The following is a 20,247-nucleotide window of genomic DNA, read 5'->3' as shown; positions in this document are numbered from 1 at the left end:
GAGAATGCGCAGGCCAGCGAGGTGCAAAACAAGACAACGCGCCAAAGTCCGCGGTGGACAGGCAATACCTCGTCCAATAAGTCCATGGCCATGGCGCATGAAACGGAACGAAACATGCACAAGAACAACACAGAGCTCAGACCTCATGCAACTGCTACTCACAGTCGCCCCCGTAACAACGGCACGGAAGGTTCAGACCGGCCTGTGCTCCGTGTAAGCAGCATTGCGAAATCATTCGGGGACAATAGCGTGCTGCGTGACATCTCCTTCGACATCCATCCGCACGAAGTGGTGGCCCTGCTTGGGCCGTCCGGCTCAGGCAAATCCACACTCATGCGCTGCATCAACCTGCTGGAGCGAGTGGACGACGGGCAGATATGGCTTAATGGCACGGATATCACCGACCCACAGATCAACGCCGACCAGAGCCGGTCACGCATCGGTGTGGTGTTTCAGCAGTTCAATCTCTTCCCGCATATGAGTGTCCTGAAGAACGTGACACTCGGGGCGGTCAAGGTGCACCACATGCCCAAAGAAGAAGCCAATGAGAAGGCCATGGGGCTGCTCAAACGCATCGGCATGGAGAGCAAGGCACGCACCTACCCTGACCAGCTCTCCGGCGGCCAGCAGCAGCGCGTGGCCATCGCCAGAGCGCTGATGAGCGAGCCGGAGCTCCTGCTGCTGGACGAAATCACCTCCGCGCTCGACCCGATGCTGGTGGGCGAGGTGCTGGCCATGGTGCGCGAGCTCAAGGAACAAGGCACCACCATTCTCATGGCGACGCATGAGATGCAGTTCGCCGAGGACGCCGCCGACCGCGTGATTCTGCTGCAGGGAGGCATCATCACCGAGAACGGGACGCCAAAGGCTGTGATGCACGACTCACAGAACTCGCAGACTCGCGAGTTCTTCAGCCATTTCCGCGGGCTGTGACAGTTTTATTGTGTAAAAGCACCTTAATCGCAATCGTTGGAAATTCTCAAAGTGGGCAAATGACATTCCGATTCGTTCGGTAGGGAGAAATCTACAATATCGTGTGCAATATAACATCAGGGATGGCAAAATTCCAACGATTTGAATTCCGCCGTCCCTGATTTTTCGATGTAATCTCCCTACCAAACGAAATCAAAGACTAGTTTCTGCCTTCCTGCCGCGAATTGACCTCAAGAGTCTGATCTACGTAGTCCTGCATGGCCTGTTTGAGTTCGTCCGAGCCACTGAACGCCACCTGGGCACGTAAAAACCCCGTGAACTCGACGCGCACTCGGTGGCCGTAGAGATTCAGCCAGTCATCGGTGATGGCATAGGGCTCGATGACCCGCGCCACCTTGCCCAATTCACCACGATACGTGGGTTTGGTCCCTATCGAGATTGCCGCCTGCCAACGATACTGCGACCCAGAGGCCATACGGGCCTCATCGTGGGAGAAATCGATTTGTACGGGCCTGCCCTGCACTGCCTTAGTCTTCGCGGTTGCATTCGTCCTCTCCGCGTGAGCCACATCCTCGTCCTCTCCCACATCAGTCATATCAGGAGTCTTGCCGGCAGATACATCACTGTTTGCGCCATCATCCGGATACTCGTTCCCTGCTTCGTCAAAACCGCTTTCCTGCTGCTCTTCGGCCGTACCAAGATCGATGAGCCAGCCCGCATACACGCCATCCACCGGCACATAGCCTTCGCTGTCGGCCGCCAGGTTGGCGGTCGGGAAGCCCAACGAGCGTCCCATCTGCTCGCCATGCACCACCACGCCTTCGACTGCGTGCGCACGGCCGAGCACATCGTTCGCCGCCTGCACACAGCCTTGGGAGAGCAAGTACCGAACGTTCGACGAGCTCCAGACGCGTGTCTCATGTGCATCATGCGCCTTGCTCCAAGCACGCATGGAGGTCTTGCCCAAACCGGCGCGGGGATCGGCAGGCTCCCCCAAATGATTCTCGGCGGGCGGCTCGGGGGTAATGACCCGAGGCACGCGAACCTGTCCCGGCCCCAAATCACTGACCACATCGAGTTCGAAGAGGCGTGTGGCCTGCGCCAGAGCATCAATCTCCTTGACCCCGCCAGAGCGGCCCGCACCCATGGTGGCGTCCAATCCAAGTACCAACGTACGCATGCCAAGCTTGCCCACGAGCTGCCCCAAAAAGAAGCGATAAGACTTGGCTGCGAAGGCGAGCGTGTAATGCACCATCAGCACATGGTCTATTCCCATGGAACCGAGCACACGCAAACGTTCATCGACACCGGTGAGCAAATCAGAATCCACGAAGCCCTCCGGTGGCTCTTCACCGTCGTGCGCAGCAGCATAGGAATGGACCAGCGAAGGACGCGTGTCGAACATCACCACCACCGAAAGCGAGCCGGTCTTCTTCGCCAATTCGGCAACGCGCCTCACCACAGCCTGATGACCCTTATGCATGCCGTCGAACGTGCCCACCGTCACCACCGTATGCTTAGCCAAGCTCAGTAGCGGCCAATCCACCAGACCTGTCACATCAGGCATCAATTTCGTTACCTTCACAGTTCCACTCCCCACAGATGATTTATAACTCATCTACTCTAGCAACAGCTGCAGCATCAGTCGAGCATTATCATCAATCGGCCCAATCCACGCATTGGCATTCGGCAGTATCAGAATTATCCACCGATACTCTTGTTTCCTTGTTTCTCAAGGCCAGCAGGCCAAACTTTACATTTTTAGACAAAGGCATCAAAGGATAACTTTCCCTGAACAGACCCTTATGCTAACGCAACAGTGTATCTGGTCTTTTAATTGCTCGGTTGGTCGGTCTGCCTATCATATGACCCAGGGGGCCAAGGCATGGAAACGACGTACGAGAAGGCCGGATGCAAGCAGTTCTTCAAGAAGCACAAAGGCACCGAACAGAACGTACGCCAGCTGGTCGATCAGGCTCTTGAGGCGCAGGCAGCCACCGGCATGGCCAAATGCAAGCGCGCCGCGTCATCGCGTGTGAACGGGCACATTGTCTATGAATGCAGGGTCAATCTGAGGCTCGACGGGTCGGTGCGCCTCGCCTTCACCATGGATGGAAAGAAGGCGGACGTGCTATTCATCACATCCACACTGCAAAAGGACGAATTCACCCACGAGCTGGAACGAGCGCTGAAAGAGGTCGGAAAATGAGGATGATCGCAGTCAAACAGGCCATCAGCATGATGGAGAACGCCGCAGCCCCCCGGTCGCAGTACACTTCAATCACACTGTTGACGGCTAAGAAAGACCGGTCGGTGAGCCTTGCCAAGGACAGCAAGACGCCCGGTTTGGTGACGCTCAAGGAGCAGGGCTACGAAGACTGCGCCGTCGCCTTCGACACCTCGAAATCACTCAATGAGTGCAAGCATGCCATCAAACAGGCGTTCAAGCGCGAATTCCCCCGCAGTCACAAGGTCTACGTCAACACAGAACACTGAAGTTCATCACGCTTTTTATTCGGCAAGGAGATTCCCGTAATCGATCATAAAAAAACAAAATCAGGAATGGCGGAATTCCGCCATTCCTGATTCATTCTTCCACGCAGCAAACAAACAATCTCCCTACCGAGTGGATTTAACTCCTACGCTCAGTGCGTTGGAGTGGGATCGACGACATCGTGGGCGATGTCGGCAACCACCGGCACGATCATCGGCTTGCGGTGCAGCTGACGTGCCACCCATTCCCCGATGGTGTGGCGCATGATCTGCTGCAATGCGTGAGTGTCATGCGTGCCATGCATCATGGCATCCTCGAGCTGTTCAATAATCTGGTTGCGCACCTTCTTGAACTCACCCTCGTCCTCGGCCATGGCGTTGAGATAGATCTTCGGGCCGGTGACCACATTCGCGTTCTCGGTGTCCACCACGGCAAAGCAGGAGACAAAGCCCTCTTTACCGAGTATCAGTCGCTTCTGCAACTCATCATCTGTGAGCTGGCCAACGGTATCTCCATCAACATACACATAGCCGCACGGCACGGAGCCAACCACAGCAGCCTGGCCGTGGTAGAGATCGACCACGTCGCCGTCCTCGGCAAGGACCACGTTGTTCGGGTCCACACCCGTCTTGACGGCCACGAGGCCATTGGCCACCAAATGGCGGTTCTCGCCGTGGATGGGCATGACGCACTTGGGCTTGAGGATGTTGTAGAAGTAGGTGAGCTCGCCCTCGTTGGAGTGGCCGGAGACATGGATGGCGGCGTTGTCGCGGTTGATGACGCGCGCACCCTTCTGCACCAGCTTGTTGATCACTCCGTAGACCTCATTCTCGTTGCCGGGGATGAGAGAGCTTGCCAGCACCACCGTGTCGAACTCGTTGATGGTGATGTCGCGGTGGTTGCCGTCGGCGATGCGGCCAAGGGCGGCCATCGGCTCACCCTGCGAGCCGGTGCACATGTAGACGATCTTATCGTCGGGCAGGTCCTTGGCCTTCTTCAGGTCGACGATGATGCCCTCGGGCAGGTGCAGGAAGCCAAGATCGGCGGCAATGGACATGTTGCGCACCATGGAACGTCCCACGAAGACGACCTTGCGGCCCACCTTCTTTGCAGCATCGACCACCTGCTGAACGCGGTGCACGTGGCTGGAGAAGGATGCGACGATGATCTTCCGTTTGGCCTCGCCGAAGGCGCGCTCCAGTTCGGGGCCGATGGTGGTCTCGGGCTTGACGAAGCCGGGAACCTCGGCGTTGGTGGAGTCGACCATGACCATGTCGACGCCCTGCTCACCAAGCTTGCCGAACTCCACGAGATCGGTGATGCGGTGATCGATGGGCAGCTGGTCAAGCTTGAAGTCACCGGTGTCGATGATGGTGCCGGCCGGGGTCTTGATGCACACGGCGAGCGCGTCGGGGATGGAGTGGGTGACGGCGATGAACTCGAGGTTGAACGGGCCTACCTTGAGCTTGTCTCGCCCGTCGACCTCAACGCAACGCGGGTTCTGGTGATGCTCCTCGCACTTGGCCTTCACAAAGCCGAGCGTGAGCTTGGAGCCGATCAGCGGAATGTCAGGACGAAGATTCAGCAGATAAGGCACGCCACCGATATGGTCTTCATGACCGTGGGTGAGCACAAGTGCCTCAATGTCGTCGAGCCTGTCCTTGATGTAGCTGAAATCAGGTAGGATGAGATCAACGCCCGGCTGGGATTCGTCAGGGAAGAGCACACCGCAGTCGACGAGCAGCAGATGCCCGTTGTACTCGATGACGTTCATGTTGCGGCCGATCTCGCCCAGACCACCGAGCGGAATCACACGCATGGAGCCCTTGCGGTACTTCGGCGGTGCGATGAGACGCTCACCTTGAGGAGTGGTGCTCTTGGGGTCACGGATGGCCGGAGTCATGCTGCGGCCGCCACGCGAGGCACCACGACCCTTACCGCCCTGTCGAGAACCGGAACGAGAACCAGCAGCGGAGCGCCCCGAACGTTCGCGGGAACGACCCTCACCACCACGATTCCTTGAGGAAGACGACTTACGAGACACGCCTGAATCAGAGGACGAACGGGCGGACCTCTTGGCGGCCTTCGATCGGGAAGCCGAATCATCTGGTTCTACAAGCTGTGTCTCCACCAATTGTGAAAGCTCCAAATCACTGGGCTGATCCGACTTACCCGAAGAACGACGCGAGCCCCTGACCTTATTCGCACGTGAACGAGTCGATTTTACATCTGTTGCAGTGCCGGCATTGTTGGAACCGGTCTGCTCCTCGCCCAATGCGGAAACCCCCAAACCTCTGTCAGATTCGGAAGAATCGATACTTTTTGTTGACTTACTTCCACGCCTATGCGAGGAAATTGATTTTTTTTCTGTTGTTACCATTATTTTCTTCTGTTTGTGTCTGCAGATTGAGCAGACGTAATTACAACCATATAAATGACCTGAACACGGTTCTAGAGAAGGCCCGAAGCCTGCATTCCCTCTTTTGCCCGAGCGAATTCAGCAACCCCTGGACCTACATTCGGCAAGCGCATATAGGTCTCATCAAGCCAACCACGCTCATGAAGCGCGGCCTTGGCCATGACGCCTTGGAAACCAGTGCCATTGATGGATTCGACCAGAGGAACCAAACGAAGTGCCAATTCACGCGCCTTGTCCATATCACCGGCATCAAACGCCAATGCCAATTGGCTCATAGGTTCTGCAGCGACATGGGCTATAACCGAAATGATTCCTACGGCACCAATGGCAAGGAACGGCAGATAGAGCGCATCGTCTCCTGAATACCAAGTAAGACCGGTCTCTCCACGCTTGCGTATGGCCCCCGACAAATCTCCAGTGGCGTCCTTGACGGCCTTGACATGGTCGAGACCGGCCAATCTCACATAGGTGTCAAGTGTGATATGCAACCCCGTACGCCCTGGAACATCGTACACGATAATCGGCTTTTCCGCAGACTCGTCGACCGCACGATAATGCTGGAAGACGCCCTCTTGGGAAGGCCGGGAATAATAAGGCGCCACCACGAGCACCGCATCTGCACCGGCCTCTTGGATCTGTTCGACCATACGGACTGTGTGCGCGGTGTCATTTGAGCCCGCCCCGGAAATCACAGGGACATCGACGGCCTCTTTGACCACACGGACGATTTCAACTTTCTCATCCATGTGCGTCACCGGAGATTCGCCTGTGGTGCCGTTGACCAACAGTCCGTCGGCACCACTGTGCACCAAATGCCTCGCCAAGTCGGCGGTCATCTCAAAATCCACGGAACCATCGCTCTTCATCGGAGTGACCATAGCCGGTATGACCCGGCCAAATGGCGCGGGTCCAAGAAGATGTCGTGATGATTCAGTCATATTTTGAGTTTACTTCACAAGCACGACGCTCGAACCGAAACCGACATTCAGAGAGCTCATCCAGCAACGGCCATAGCCTCCCGGTAGAAGACCTTCCACCTATAGATCGAGAAAGGCATCGAGACCCACAGTGAGCCCGGGGTAGGCGCCGGATGCAACCTTGGTCACAGCCAAGAGGACGCCAGGCATGAAGGAGGAACGCTCGAAGCTGTCGGCACGGATGACGAGCTGCTCGCCGGTGTTGCCTAGCAACACCTCCTCATGCGCATTGAGCCCTTGGAGCCGCACGGCGTGCACATGGACACCGTCAATCACCTGCCCACGAGACACCTCTTCTCCCTGGGTGCCGTCTGGCATAGGGGCGCAACCCGCCTTGGCTCGGGAATGCGCAATGGCTCTGGCGGTGTGGATGGCTGTGCCGGAGGGAGCATCGACCTTGTCGGGGTGGTGAAGCTCGATGACCTCAGCGGAAGTGAAATAGGGTGCGGCCTTGGCCGCAAACACATCCGCAAGCACTGCGGAGATGGCGAAGTTGGGAGCGATGAACACGGACTGCCTGTCTGGATTCGGCGCCTTGGAAAGGGCCCGACTCACCTGGTCATACTTCTCGTCGGTCCAGCCGGTGGTGCCCACCACCACGTTGACACCTTGAGCAACAAGGTTCAGCACGTTCCCTACTGTGGCACTCGGCACGGTGAACTCAACAGCCACATCGGTATTGTCCGGACTGACCGCACGAATGTCATCATGCCCATCAAGGCCAAGCGCCAAATCCATACCGGCGTCTTGCCCAACGGCGGCGACCACGCTGGAACCCATGCGCCCCTTGGCGCCTATAACCGAAACCCGAACGTTATTCATGCTTCCCGCCTTTCGTTACTGCTCACATTGTAGCGTGCGCCCCTACGACACCGCCACAGCCCTCTGACACATATGGCAGATCAGCGATGTCTACGGGCCAGCCACCAACCGAACAAGGCCAAGGGCACTGCCAAGAATGTGGTGAGAATAGGCAACAGCAGGCCGACGTGCGGGCTGGATGCATCGAGCACGAAACCGGCAAGGGTGGAACCGAACGAACCGCCGACCGAGCCAGCCGTGCTCACCCAGGAAAGACCTTCGGTCAATGACGAATCGGGAACGATGTCCTTGACGATAAGATTGCCCGTGGCGAAACATGGAGAGACGCATAGGCCGGAGACCACGGAAAACAGCGCCAGAAGCGGCAGGCTATCCATTGCCAGACGACAGCACACATAGCCTAAGGTGAGCAGCGAAAGGAAAATCACCAAATGCTTCCAATGGGAGCCTTTCAGCCTGGCAGAGCCGAACGCGAACGCGCCGATGCACGATCCTACGGCGAACATGGCCAGCTGGAGCCCCAGGAACTGCTCGCGACCGATGGCCTTCATCATGGCGGTGACGGATACATCGAACTCATTGAAGCTCATGTTGAACACCACGAACACCACAAGCAGAGGAACCACCCCCGCATAGAGCAACGCGCTTTTGGGCTTGGACACCCCACTGTGAAGTTGCTCAAAACGCATCGGCTCCGAACCATTTGCACGTCCACCGACATTTCCGGAACCAATTGCGGCTGCTGTGTCTAGTTTCCGCGATGCCTGGACCTCCACAGTCTCGACGACCGGGGGTTGGGTGTTCTTGAGCGAGAAGAACACGGCCCCTCCCACAGCACAGGCCGCGGCCGGCACGAACAACTGAGAGACGGGGTTGACGGATGTGGCAAGGAACGCAGCCAGGATTGGACCCAGAATAAAGACCATCTCGTCGATGCCGGCCTCCATGGCATACGCCGCATTGAGCAGGTCAGGGCTTTTCTCACCTCGAAGCGTATAGGCCCAGCGGGTACGGACCAAGGCACCGAAGGCGAATTGGGTCAAGCCCATCAGCACCGCAAGCACGAACAAGGCTGGAATCGGCACTTTGTAGAGCGCAGCGAAGGCGAAGGCCAACATCATCACCACGGAAAGGGTCAGACACGGCCAACCCACCTTACCTTGTCCGAATCGGTCGAACAGACGGGCATAGAACGGCGTGACCGCGGCAACGGCGAGAATGTAGACGGCGCTCATGGTGCCGGCGATGGTCCAGTTGTCGTAGATATGGTTGAGCGCCAGCACGATGCCGAGGCTGATCATGGAAATCGGCAGACGCGCCACAGCTCCCGATATGCAGAATGACTTGGCGCCGGGAAACGTGAATAGCCGCGAATAAATCGAAAACCGTCCACCGGAACGCTTGACATTGTCGTTCTTGGTGATTTGCCCCCTACTCACGTGACACCGCCTTATACCTGACCTGACTCACCTTTCGTGGATCTCCTGCATAAACGAACATTTCCTCACCCAACGGGCCCGATGCGTTTAAGGCTTCGTCTTGGCCGCCTGACTGGGATTGCGAGGCATCAAAATGGCGTTTGGCCACACATTCCATGCCGTGTGCGTCATAGAAACCGACATCACAGGTGGAGTCGGTGTGTAGATAGAAGCGGCTGACACCAGAGTCGGTCAAGTATCCCAACGTACGATTCCACAGTCCACCGCCCACTCCGTGTCCATGCGCCGCCCCTGAGACAACGAAAAGCTCCAACTCGGCCTGGCAGGTGCGGTCCACCCCGCTTTCGGATTCCATCTGCCGCTCAAGTGCAAAGCCGCGCCTCACCTCGGCAAGCAGCTTCTGCCCCTGCCGCGTTTCAGCAAGTCGTTGAGCACTTTCGTGCAACGCCGTTTGAGCTTTGGCGAACAGCGGGAATCGACCCGGCACACGAGTCAAGAGAACACCCAGAAACCCGCCCCCCAGACGCACCACTTCGGCATGCGTGGAAGGAGCGAGATAATGGTACACAAAATATGCGGAACACAGCCGAGATATCTTGGAATCCTGCGGCGACTTGCCACCTATACCCCACGTGGCATCGAATTGCGCGATGACATCGTCAACATCGCTCCAAACCATCGGAGCGTAGACCGCCCCTAAACCTGCATTGCCATTGCCTTGCCCCACAGCTACCATATCAACAACTACCATTCTTCTCTGGGCAGCTTTTCAAGTTGCCCTACCTACCTATTGCGAATGCGGAGCCTTCCGTTGAAGTCAAAGCAGAAACGGCTCCATCAACTAATCGTTATCAGAACCCTCTACCACACCAGCCTTCAGCTGAGCCAGAATCTGCTCCTGCGTTTTGGCCTCGGCATGTATTTCACGGTCGGATTCATCGGGTTCACTTAGGTAATATAGTGTAGCGTCGATTTGTGCCAAAGGCACACTCTCGCTCACCGAGAACAACAGACGATACATGTCGAGCTGAGCGAGCTTATGCGCAACATCTTCAGGCTGAACCGGCTTACGGCCCGTCTTCCAATCCACAATGGTGTAGCGTTGACGTTGCGGCGACGCCCCTTGGCCATCATCGACACCGGCATGGATGCGATCATGGGCATCATCTGTTTGCCGAGCCTTTCCACCTGCGATGTCGCCCAACCCTCCATAGAACACAGCATCGAGCTTGCCGTTGATAATCTGGCCGCCTAGCTGGGGCACCGAAACCACAATCTGCCGCTCGGCTGCAAACGGGCATCGCCTTGCCCATCGCGAGCCGACCAACCGTCTCTCCCACTGGCGAATACGACCCTCATCCTTGCCTTCACCGGCTTGAGGCCGAGTCTCGGCGGCTTCGAGCTCTGCAACCATGGCCTCCCGACTCTCCTCTGTGAAATCTGACATTGCATCCGCACCATCCTGTGCATTGCCGGCATCCGCACCGTCATATGCATTCACGAAACGCTCGGCCCAGGCATGGAACCGCGTGCCTGCCTGCGCCGCAGGTGAGGAAACGCTGGGGATGGGGCGCACGAGCCCACGCCAATACCGGATGGCCTGATTGTCGTCAAGATGCCCCGACCGGGCCTGCAGATCGGTGACGTTCTGCCGACGATGCTCCAACAACCGCTCCCCACGCCGACGCACATCGGCATCCAACGAATCGCGACTACCTGACCTTCGATGCACATCGGCCTTATTCGTCTGATTCTGCATCTCTGCCCGAACTTCCCGCCCAGCTCCATTCCACGGCATGAGGTCAGGGTCTGCAACCAACGTCTGGGCCCGCACCAACAGAGAGTCTTCTTCGCCTGGACCCCCAATATCGGCCTCATGGCTAGCATCCTGATGAACGATGCGTTGAGCATCGGCACCACCCGCTCCCGTCCGAAGGACCTGACCATAGGCACGTACCCGGTCGGCGGACCAGCGCAGCTTGGCAGCGATGGGTTCGCTGAGCCCTACAGGCCATGGCAGCTGTGTCTGCGCGGCCTGATCCTCCAACGGCTCATTCCAAGCCTCGACCACCACCTTCCGGCAGTATTCTCTCGCCGCCTCACCGACGAATATGCCCCGTGAGAAGGGAACCTGAAGCTCTGTCAGCGTCCGCCCGGATACCTGCGTTTGACCCGTAGCTCTCTCGGCTGGACTTTTGTCGCCAGCATCGGCGCCATCAATGCCCCCGCTCCCATCGCCACCAGACTTTGATAGCCGCATCTGTGTTGTCACATCCAGCACATCCTCTCTGAGAGACATGGAGTCAAGCGCCTCCTGCCAAAAGTTCGATGCCTTGCTGCCTTTGCGCGTATCGTCGGGGTCGAGACGGTACCTCGTGGCATCGTTGACTGCACTATATGTAAGCAACGCATCGTGGCGCGCACGGGTCAGGGCCACATACATGAGCCGCCGTTCGTCGGCATGAAGCCGATGACCATACTCCTGCCCCAGTGTAGGTTGATCGCCTTTACCCCCATGGTCTTCCTCTTTGACTTCCTGCAGATCCGGGGTCTCTTCTACGATGTCTTCGGCTTCCCCGTGTTCTGCCAGGTTTCTTGCATGTTCTGCCAGCAAACCGGCATCCGCCCTGATCTGAGACGGCACCGCGGTGGGATCTTCGAGCCAGGTTCTGGCTGTCTCGCTGTACTGCGGCGGCACCCAACGCCCGTCGACGAAGCTGCCAGGCTGTTCCAATGTGATGCGTAGATTGTCGCCTTGGCTGCTCGGGAAGCCGGCGCTTCTCAACCCCACCACAGCCACAGCATCCCATTCCAGACCCTTGGCCTGATGGATGGTCATGAGCGCCACATCCACCGGGTCGCTCGCCATGGTCTGCGAATCGTCGGGAACGTCCTTAAGGGAATCCACCCATCCCACGAATCCACGGAGCGTAGGCGAGCTGTCTTGCGCAATCTCACTGGAATACGTGTCCACAAGCGAGGAAAGCGCCTCGAATGCGGAATGCGCCAGCGCAGGGTTCACGGGCTTGTCAGGGCTCTGCACAGCCTGCGCCACCACGGTGTCGATGTCAAGCCCGAGGGCCTCTACTGCGGCATGGACCTGCATGGCAAGGGAATGGTTGGCCTGCACCGAACGAAGCGCCCGGCCGGCACGGACAATCGCGGCCGCACCCACCTTGCTGAATCGGTGACTCCTTGCCAGCAAATCCTCCAATTCAGGTTCGTTGAGCACATCGGCCAGATAGACCAGATTGGGCACGGCATCGCGATGGTCTTTGAGTGCCTGGGAACGCTCAGCGCAGGTCATGTTTGCATCGACGAGCCCGGCAGCCGTCAACGCGCGCAACCGGCCCTCGTCATTGCGCGACCTCGTCAGAGCGGCCAACGCATCCAAATCGCCGGCACCCACGGCATACCTCGGGGTGGCCAACAGGCGCATCAACGAGGCAGAATCGGTGTGGTCGGCAACGACATGCAACATAGCGAGCACGTCACGTACGTCGGCACGGTCCAACACGGCGGAATACCCCACACAAACAGTGGAAAGACCTGAATTTTCGAGGCCTTCGGCGAATTGGGCCATATTGGACTTGGACCGGAACAGCACGGCCACATGCGGCCGCTTATCTTGCTGTGTCGGGTCGCCAGGTGTGTATCGGTCGATGGCCGCACGCGCGAACCTGGCCACCGCATCAATCTCTTGGCCCAATGTGTCGAAGCCAAGCACGCCGAGTGTGCCTTCGGGGGCATTGTCCATGGGTTTGAGTGGGGCCACGTCCACTTCGTGAATGGTCGACCGGCTCTCATGCTCGGGCCTCAGCCGCAGCGGTTCCGTGAGGTTGTTCGCAGCCTCAAGCACTACCCGGGAGTTGCGTCGGGTGACGGACAGCGGATACGGCCGGTACTGCTCAGGCATGCCAAAATCATGGATGAAAAGGCGGAACGCCCCCGGGCTGGCCCCACGCCAGGCATAGATGGACTGGAACGGGTCGCCAACGGCGTTGACTGCCGAACGGTCTTCGACGTTTGCGTACCTGCCCGTTGCCCGCCCTTCATCCGCAGAATCAGCATCGGCACTGCCAGCACCCATGTTGCCCGCCGGATGGAACAAAGCGGCCATCAGTTGGGCCTGTGTGGTGGAGGTGTCCTGATATTCGTCCAACAGCACATGCGTATATTGCCGTCGAATCTTCCTGCCGATGGACGGGAACCTTGCCACCAACTCGTAGGCGGCCACAGTGAAATCACTGAATTCAGCCATATTGAGCTGCTTCTTGCGCTCGCTGTACGCCTGCACCAAGCCGAGAAGCACATCACGCTTTCGAGCCACATCACGTCGGTCCAAGTACACGAACGCCAAATGCACAGACTGCTGACGCTCGTACTCGCTGCATTTTGCAGCGTAGCTCTCGTCCGTGTCCTTCTTCAACCGTCTGGGCTTCTTGGGTTCGCCAGGGTCCTCATCTGGCAGGCTTTCACCGCCCAGATCGTCGTTTACGACGGTATTGACCGCCAGATTCATGATCTCCATCAGCGCGGAATCGAAATCCCGAATGCGCCTGATGGCTTCCCCGACGTTGGTGCAGTCCTTGCCGATCATCGAGGAGCCGATGTTGTCCGAAAGAGCGAGCACATCCTTCACAATGGTCTCAAAACCGCCGAAATCCTGAGGGTCAATCTCGTTCATATGCTCGTCCACCACAGCAACGGCCAATTGCCACACGCCCGCCTCGCTTAGGGGCTGGGTGTTCTGGTCGAAGCCGACCAGCAGACCATAGCGGCGAACGATGGACTGGAAAAAGGCATCGTAGGTAAGCACCTCAGGCTTCAAAAACAAGCTGGCACCCGACCGCGTGCTCCTGTCGGTGCCGTTTCTCCCCGCCACGGCAGCCGAGACCCTGCCGAGCAATTCGGAGGCCGCCTTTCGGGTGAACGTGAGGCCAAGGATCTTCTCAGAGGGCACACCGTGGGCTATGAGCCCGATGATGCGCTCAGTCATGGTGAAGGTCTTGCCTGAACCGGCACCGGCCACCACCAGCATGTCCTCATCTTGTGGGGCATCGATCACCCGCGCCTGCTCCGAGGTCGGCGTGGGCGGCTGCATAGTGGTGGCCGCCATGGAAGCAACACGCCTCCCGCCGTCACCAGCTGGATCTTTCTGCGTCACGCGCACCATATCTGACGTATCTGCCATGTTTCAAGCCTTCCTCGTCTCAAACACCGTGTCGACCTCACCTGCGCACGCCGGGCATACCATCTCCATCAACGGTGTGCAATAGTGATTGGGCTGTCGGCGCGCAACGATCCTTTGCGAACGCGAAGCCGCCGCAGCATAGAAGACGCGCGAGATCATAGTCAGCGCCCACACCGCCTGGGTGCCGCGCAGCCCCACGAAGCCGCTCCAAGCGGCTTGCCCCACCCCACTCGGTGGCTCCTCAAGCAAATCGGGAATGTCGTAGAGCGACTGGGGTGTGGGCTTGTGATTACGCGCCAAAAAGGCCGTATTGTTCAGGTGACCGGAGACAAACAGCGGGGGCTGGAACAACGATTCTGGGGTCCAGCTGTACGCCGGTGACGAACGTTCCTCGGTGTCGAAAAGCATGGCCTTGCTTGGCGTGAGCATACGCGGAAGGGATGTTCCATCATGCCCCAGCGGAAATGCGAGACCCAGTTGGTAGCACACCAACTGCAAATCGTTGAACATGGACAAGCTGTTATGCTTGTGACCGGTCTTATAGTCGATGATACGCACGTTGAGGTTCCCCGTGGCATCAGTGCCATCTGATCGCGTGGCTCCGCTCTTATCTTCTTCAGCCTGCGCAGTGTCCACCGTACGCCATTCCAGTCGGTCGATGGTACCGTGGATTCTCACAGCCATGGTCTCACTCATCCCCTCAGGCCAACCTCCCACAAGGCACCCCATGATGCCGACGAGCTCGCTGCGGGAAATGCCGGTCACACCAGGGATGGCGTTGTATGTCTCAAGAATCTCGTCCAACGACACCTTGGCGGTGAAGTCGCGTTCGCAGTCAGCATGGTGGAGCGTACCGATGGGGATGTCCTCCTGTTTGAGCACCCCGGATCTGCTTTTGCCACCTAAGTAATCCGGTTCATTAGAATTGACGAAATACGAGGCAATGTGGCCAAGCGTGGCCTCGGCATCCTGATCTTTGACGATGGCCTTATAGCGCTCTTTGGGGTCGATGATGGAATTCGGGTCGGCACGTCGCTCCTTGTACATCCCCATCATTTCGCCGGTGATGGCCACGATTCGATCATCAACGCTGCTGCCTTCCATGAAATCAGGGTGGTCAAGGCCCGCCTCACTCGCCAATTGCGCCACTTTATGAATCAACGTACCGAAGCTGGTGGCCGAGCTGGAAGGGGAAGGTCCGGAGAACTTCTCACTGAGCATCCAGCACACCGGACACCCCCAGATGCTATCCACTTGGGACGGCGAAAGCGCCACTACATCTTGAGCAGTATCGTCCTGCGAGATACGGACGGCAGAATCAGAATAGGAAGCGCAACGGGAACCTACGTCTGCCGCATCGTCCATCAAGACTGTATCGGCCTCAGCAACACCAAATGACTGCGTATCAGTATACCCGTCAAGATACGCCCACTGCCCTGGATCGGCCTGCGGCACCCCATACTGCGAAAGCAGGGCCAAGGTGGCGGCCGCATCGTCAACATCATCATCGCCGTTCGGGTCGGCATCGATGGCCGCCCCCTCGCCTGTGCCACGCGCGGCCCCACGCATGAGCTCGACCCGTGCCGCACTCACCAATCCACGCGGGTCGGCATCGAGTCCGGCGTAGCGTCGCGCCCCCTCGGAAACCGAATACCGCCTGGCCTCCGGCTCACCATCACGCACCCTGTCGTAGCGTTCAGGCACGTAGGTGTACAGAAAGTCCGAGGGAGAGGCATCGTCACTGAGCACGGCACTCAAGTGCACCGTTGCCTGAGCACGAGTGAGCGCCACAAGGAAGCTTTTCTGTTCGGAAGCCAGCACACTGAGCAAATGAGGATCGCTGCCCGTGCTCTCACGCTCGGCATCGTCGCTCAGCTTGCCCCGCAAGACAATGTCCGCCAGATCCTCACTGCCAAGCATGGTGTTGCGCTCGGCCAGATTGGGCCAGACACCCTGCTGCACCTGGACCACCCAAGCCTCATCCCAGTGCCGTCCGGCTGCACCGGCAGGAGTGGCGAGAGTGACAGCCTGGTCGATAGGCGCAACCTTCGCCAAGGAATCGGCCTCGATACGCATGGAACGCACCGATGAGATGAAATCGGGAACACTCTGGGAAGCACCACTGCCGGCAGCAAAACCGAAGAGCTGCATCACAGCATCGAGCCTGTCATTGGCTTCGCGGCTCACACTGTCGTTGCCCAAGGCCTGCCTCTGCCAGCGAGAGGCCACATGGCAGGCGTCCCAAGCCTCCCACAACGCATACTGGGGCTCATTCGCCGGCAGGTCACGAAGACGCTTCGCCACATCGGAGACCACACGCCACATCCGCCCGAATGCCGCCACATGGGCATTGCCCGTGCCAACCGCCTTTACAGCCTCAAGCGTGAGCCTGCTGCAGGACTCACCCTCAATGGCATCGTCTCCGAAAGCCAGCATCAGGTACATCGCATCAACTCCGAACGCAAGGCGGTTCCCGCCGCCACCGCCTTCCACAAGACTTTCGTCCACCTCGATCTCGGAGCCACCGACAGAACGCTCCTGTGCAATGAGGCCATCGAAGGCGTTCCATGCCTCCTGTAGCTGCTTGAGCACAGTACCCTCATCGGATGCCGACTTGGATTCCCCATCCTCCTGAATCACTTGCGACAACGATTCCAAGGCACGCATGGCCGCATCAACCGGTGCCAGGCGTGCAGGAGCAGCCGCTTGACTGGCACCTGCTTCAGCGGCAAACAATGGACTTTCCAACAGCTGGGCCACACGCGAGCGCACAAACCTCGCCATGCCCACTTCACTATGTGCGGCAAAAGGCATCATGCCGTCATTGTGCAGTGCGGCAAGTTCGATCAGCGCAAACAGCCCCTGCACACTCGGCTCGTCTTTGAGAGGCCGAGTCACTGCCGAATACCGCACCGGCACACCGTCTCGGCGCAACCGCTCGCCAAAGCTTCGCACTGTGGAGTTGTCATGGGCGATGACGGCCATGCTGTTCCAATCACTGCCGCTTCCACCCTCCAAATGGCGGCGTTTGATCTGCCAGACCACGTCGTCGATCTCCTCGCTTGGGCTGCGGTAGAGTGCGGTTCGCACACTGTCATCTTTGTTTGTGTGATTGTCGGATTGCGCGGTTTCACCCCTGCTGGAGGTTTCTGGATGTTCGACGGCTCCAGTGTTTGCGACCCCTCCATCGCGTTCAGATTTCATAGTGCTTTCAGCGGCGGCTGCAGCCCCACTGCCGGAATCGGCATATGCCCCAAGCCGTTCAATCGGCAGGCTCCCCTTGAGCCTGGGCAGCTTCCCAGGACGCAAGGCCAGTGGTGTGTCGCGGGCCTCGGGGCTCGATATGGAAAGCGAAACCCGCGAAGCAAGCACATCAAGGTATTGCGACACCCTCTGATTGGGCACCCCCTGTGTCATCGTTTTCCGCCCCTGGAGCTCCTCCAACCTCACGGGCATGGCTTTGAGCGGCCCATCGACCGCCTGCTTCATGAGATATTCCGGGTATGAACCACGGAAGGTCTGCACCGCCTCATCCGCGTTGCCCACCAAAGTAAGACGCACACCCTGAGCGGCGAGCGCCTCAAGAAATCTAAGCCCGGCAAGGGTCAAATCCTGAAAATCGTCGACCACCACAAGCTCCGGCAACGTAGATTTGTGGAGATTCTGCGCCACCGAAGCGCCTTCCACCAGCAGGTTCGAGGAATCGAGGCGAAACTCATCGGGATATTGCCGACCTATCTCAGCCTTGTATTCGTGTCGCAACGCGAACGCCAGACGCCATTGAATGTCGAGTCGCTCCGTGCGCAGGCTGTGGCTGCGGGCCTCACCCAACCTGTCCAGCACCTCGTCTTCGCGGTCTTCCCGCACGCCCAGCTCGTCCATGCGAGCGAGCATGTCCCGCAGCTGTTTGATGAATGCATCGTTCACCCCTCTGGCAAACAACGCCTCGCTGGTGCCGGCACCCCGCGATACACCGGCAGACTGCAGCGCTGCCCCACCATCGCCGTTGTAGACCGTGTGGGCCCAGCTATCGGCGGCGAAATACCGCCTCAGCAACTCGCACGTTCCGCAGAGTTCCCCCGACTCGGCATGGCCTACGTGCACCGCCACCACAGCGCGCAACATCGCGTCCTGCTCGGCTCCATTGAGCAGTTTCGGCACAGTCTCGTGCCTCCCCGCACGTGAGGCTGTCAGCAGCCGGAACGCCACTGCAGAAAGGGTGGTTACAGGCCGAGCCGTATCGGAAACACCGCGAGCGCAAATCACCTTGTCCGAAAGCTCGTCGGCGATCTTTCTGTTCGAGACACTCATGACAGCCGAGCCATAGCCTCTTGTGCCAAAACCCTCCGCACTCTTTTCAGACCGTTCAAGACAAGTGAGCAGAGTGCTCAGCGCGAACTCGGTCTTTCCACTGCCGGGTGCCCCAACAACCAAGGAGACAGGCCGGCCCAGCACAGACTGGTCAGCAGCGTGCTCGCCCACCCTCCTGGCCTGGATATTGTGCATCCCTATATTGCTGTCATTCATGGTTTCAGTCTAATTTCCACCATGCACACAAAGCCATTATGCGTACAGGGCTCCACGCGCATCGAATCGACATCCAAGCCGGCTGAGGACCAGCCGAGCACAAAACAAACCCCTTAAGGCATACGCCATTGCGGGGGGGGGTATGGTTTGCTGTAAAATTCTTGGCACGAACGCTGAGGAACAAATGCCACGCAACCGCACGATATGGCATCATGCATGAGGTACCGTCAGGAGGGAATTTGCAGGAACCGTCCGTAGCAGCAATGAAACAACCCCTCATGCCCGGATACACCTTCATACGACCGTTGGGCAGCGGCAGCACTGCGGATGTCTACCTCTATCAGCAGCACAATCCGTCCAGGCCTGTAGCCGTGAAAGTCGGCACATCAAACCTCGACGCGGCGGGGCGCAATGCCTTTGTCCGCGAGGCAGCCATCTTGCGGTCCCTCTCATTCCACCCCTACATCCTCTCGGTCCATGGCGCGGGGGTCACCGATGCAGGCCAAGGCTATCTGATCTTGCAATACGCTCCCGGAGGCTCCTATAAGACCGTGATGCACACCAAGACCTTGGAGCCGCGGCAGGTTCTGGACTTGGGGGTCAAGCTTTCCGGCGCACTATACACAGCCCACAAACTTGGCGTGGTGCATCATGACATCAAACCGGCCAACATATTGATAGGGGCAAACGACGAGCCACTGCTATGCGACTTCGGCATATCGACTCTGGCTTACGAAAACGCCACCGACACGGGCTTTTCGGTTCCATGGGCGCCTCCTGAGGCATTCAGCAAGACGAAGTGGAGTGACGAACGCTCCGACATATACTCCCTTGCCGCCACGCTGTTCGCACTGCTCACTGGTCGCTCTCCCTTTGAGTATGGATATCGGCCCCGCGACAGCAAGGAGCTAATCGCCTTCATCATGAGCCACGAACTTACACCCATCGACAACCCCAATGTGCCGGCCGCCCTGGAAGAGACGCTGAGGAAGGCCATGAACAAGAATCCAGCCGACCGCTATGCCTCGGCGTTGGAATTCGGCAGGGCCTTGCAACAGGTGCAGGTGGATTGCCATGCAGACACCACCCCTTTCATCGCGGTCGACGAAAACCGATTTCCTTCAAAGGCTTCGATGACATCTGCGATACCCCGCCCCGGCTCGAACACCACAGTAGGCGTGCAGCCTCGCAACAGCGGGAATACACGAAAACAACACAAGGAATCACCACACCGGACATACGGAAAAATCGTAGCGAGCATCTGTGCCGTGGCAGGGGCAATCGCGGCCGTCACTGCGATATTCGCTTTCGCCGTCCTTCCCAATACCGATGCCGATAGACCCCGGAACCCAACAGAAATTTCAAGTATACAGTTCTCCGCCGCCACCACGCGACCGGTGACCTACCATGAAAACAACACGCACGAAGGGGGATGAAAACAG

Annotated in this window: 12 protein-coding genes; 4 read left to right on the top strand and 8 right to left on the bottom strand. The window is 58.4% G+C overall.

Going from position 1 to position 20,247, the window contains the following annotated elements; all coding sequences use genetic code 11:
• Positions 1–114 precede the first annotated feature (114 nt).
• Positions 115–933, top strand: a complete 819-nt coding sequence (locus ACSYSS_RS02575; protein WP_491704189.1) for an amino acid ABC transporter ATP-binding protein — start codon at positions 115–117, stop codon at positions 931–933.
• A gap of 199 nt (positions 934–1,132) precedes the next feature.
• Here ACSYSS_RS02575 and ACSYSS_RS02570 read toward each other — a convergent pair whose 3' ends face one another.
• Positions 1,133–2,518, bottom strand: a complete 1,386-nt coding sequence (locus tag ACSYSS_RS02570; protein WP_491703929.1) for a riboflavin kinase — start codon at positions 2,516–2,518, stop codon at positions 1,133–1,135.
• 300 nt (positions 2,519–2,818) lie between these two features.
• On the opposite strand from ACSYSS_RS02570, the gene ACSYSS_RS02565 reads away from it, so the two are divergent.
• Together ACSYSS_RS02565 and ACSYSS_RS02560 are read left to right on the top strand one after the other, a co-directional pair.
• Complete coding sequence (locus tag ACSYSS_RS02565; RefSeq protein ID WP_491703928.1) at positions 2,819–3,142, top strand: hypothetical protein; 324 nt, start codon at positions 2,819–2,821, stop codon at positions 3,140–3,142.
• Positions 3,139–3,429 (top strand): hypothetical protein, encoded by a 291-nt coding sequence (locus ACSYSS_RS02560; RefSeq protein WP_491703927.1) that lies wholly within the window; start codon positions 3,139–3,141, stop codon positions 3,427–3,429. Before ACSYSS_RS02565 ends, ACSYSS_RS02560 begins: the two co-directional genes overlap by 4 nt.
• A 149-nt stretch (positions 3,430–3,578) precedes the next feature.
• Here ACSYSS_RS02560 and ACSYSS_RS02555 read toward each other — a convergent pair whose 3' ends face one another.
• From ACSYSS_RS02555 to ACSYSS_RS02525, 7 genes are all read right to left on the bottom strand, one after another.
• Positions 3,579–5,807 carry a ribonuclease J gene (locus ACSYSS_RS02555; protein WP_491703926.1) on the bottom strand — a complete coding sequence of 743 codons (2,229 nt, stop codon included), beginning with the start codon at positions 5,805–5,807 and terminating at the stop codon, positions 3,579–3,581.
• Between the two features lie 71 nt (positions 5,808–5,878).
• On the bottom strand, positions 5,879–6,784 hold the full coding sequence (dapA, locus tag ACSYSS_RS02550; RefSeq protein WP_491703925.1) for a 4-hydroxy-tetrahydrodipicolinate synthase: 906 nt from the start codon (positions 6,782–6,784) through the stop codon (positions 5,879–5,881).
• A gap of 99 nt (positions 6,785–6,883) precedes the next feature.
• Positions 6,884–7,645, bottom strand: coding sequence for a 4-hydroxy-tetrahydrodipicolinate reductase (dapB, locus tag ACSYSS_RS02545; RefSeq protein ID WP_491703924.1), 762 nt, complete (start codon positions 7,643–7,645; stop codon positions 6,884–6,886).
• 80 nt (positions 7,646–7,725) lie between these two features.
• A complete protein-coding gene (locus tag ACSYSS_RS02540; protein ID WP_491704188.1) occupies positions 7,726–8,946 on the bottom strand; it encodes an MFS transporter in 1,221 nt (406 codons plus the stop codon).
• A gap of 130 nt (positions 8,947–9,076) precedes the next feature.
• Positions 9,077–9,835, bottom strand: a complete 759-nt coding sequence (locus ACSYSS_RS02535) for a GNAT family N-acetyltransferase (protein ID WP_491703923.1) — start codon at positions 9,833–9,835, stop codon at positions 9,077–9,079.
• Between the two features lie 90 nt (positions 9,836–9,925).
• Positions 9,926–14,188: an ATP-dependent DNA helicase gene (locus ACSYSS_RS02530; RefSeq protein ID WP_491704187.1), complete on the bottom strand. Its 4,263-nt coding sequence runs from the start codon at positions 14,186–14,188 to the stop codon at positions 9,926–9,928.
• 93 nt (positions 14,189–14,281) lie between these two features.
• Positions 14,282–18,805, bottom strand: coding sequence for an AAA family ATPase (locus tag ACSYSS_RS02525; RefSeq protein ID WP_491703922.1), 4,524 nt, complete (start codon positions 18,803–18,805; stop codon positions 14,282–14,284).
• Positions 18,806–19,068: 263 nt separating this feature from the next.
• Between ACSYSS_RS02525 and ACSYSS_RS02520 the strand changes: the two genes are divergently transcribed.
• Positions 19,069–20,241, top strand: coding sequence for a serine/threonine-protein kinase (locus ACSYSS_RS02520; RefSeq protein WP_491703921.1), 1,173 nt, complete (start codon positions 19,069–19,071; stop codon positions 20,239–20,241).
• The last annotated feature ends 6 nt before the right edge of the window (positions 20,242–20,247 follow it).

The sequence above is a fragment of the Bifidobacterium sp. ESL1118 genome (assembly GCF_058505595.1).
The sequence above is the reverse complement of the archived record's forward strand: the minus strand, read 5'-3'. Positions and strand labels throughout refer to the sequence as shown.

Excerpts from the sequence above, each read along its gene's own strand:
- ACSYSS_RS02575 (WP_491704189.1), top strand. The coding sequence starts at position 115 with ATGCACAAGAACAACACAGAGCTCAGACCTCATGCAACTGCTACTCAC.
- ACSYSS_RS02565 (WP_491703928.1), top strand. The coding sequence starts at position 2,819 with ATGGAAACGACGTACGAGAAGGCCGGATGCAAGCAGTTCTTCAAGAAG.
- ACSYSS_RS02560 (WP_491703927.1), top strand. The coding sequence starts at position 3,139 with ATGAGGATGATCGCAGTCAAACAGGCCATCAGCATGATGGAGAACGCC.
- ACSYSS_RS02555 (WP_491703926.1), bottom strand. The coding sequence starts at position 5,807 with ATGGTAACAACAGAAAAAAAATCAATTTCCTCGCATAGGCGTGGAAGT.
- dapA (WP_491703925.1), bottom strand. The coding sequence starts at position 6,784 with ATGACTGAATCATCACGACATCTTCTTGGACCCGCGCCATTTGGCCGG.
- dapB (WP_491703924.1), bottom strand. The coding sequence starts at position 7,645 with ATGAATAACGTTCGGGTTTCGGTTATAGGCGCCAAGGGGCGCATGGGT.
- ACSYSS_RS02540 (WP_491704188.1), bottom strand. The coding sequence starts at position 8,946 with ATGATCAGCCTCGGCATCGTGCTGGCGCTCAACCATATCTACGACAAC.
- ACSYSS_RS02535 (WP_491703923.1), bottom strand. The coding sequence starts at position 9,835 with ATGGTAGTTGTTGATATGGTAGCTGTGGGGCAAGGCAATGGCAATGCA.
- ACSYSS_RS02530 (WP_491704187.1), bottom strand. The coding sequence starts at position 14,188 with ATGCAGCCGCCCACGCCGACCTCGGAGCAGGCGCGGGTGATCGATGCC.
- ACSYSS_RS02525 (WP_491703922.1), bottom strand. The coding sequence starts at position 18,805 with ATGAATGACAGCAATATAGGGATGCACAATATCCAGGCCAGGAGGGTG.
- ACSYSS_RS02520 (WP_491703921.1), top strand. The coding sequence starts at position 19,069 with ATGAAACAACCCCTCATGCCCGGATACACCTTCATACGACCGTTGGGC.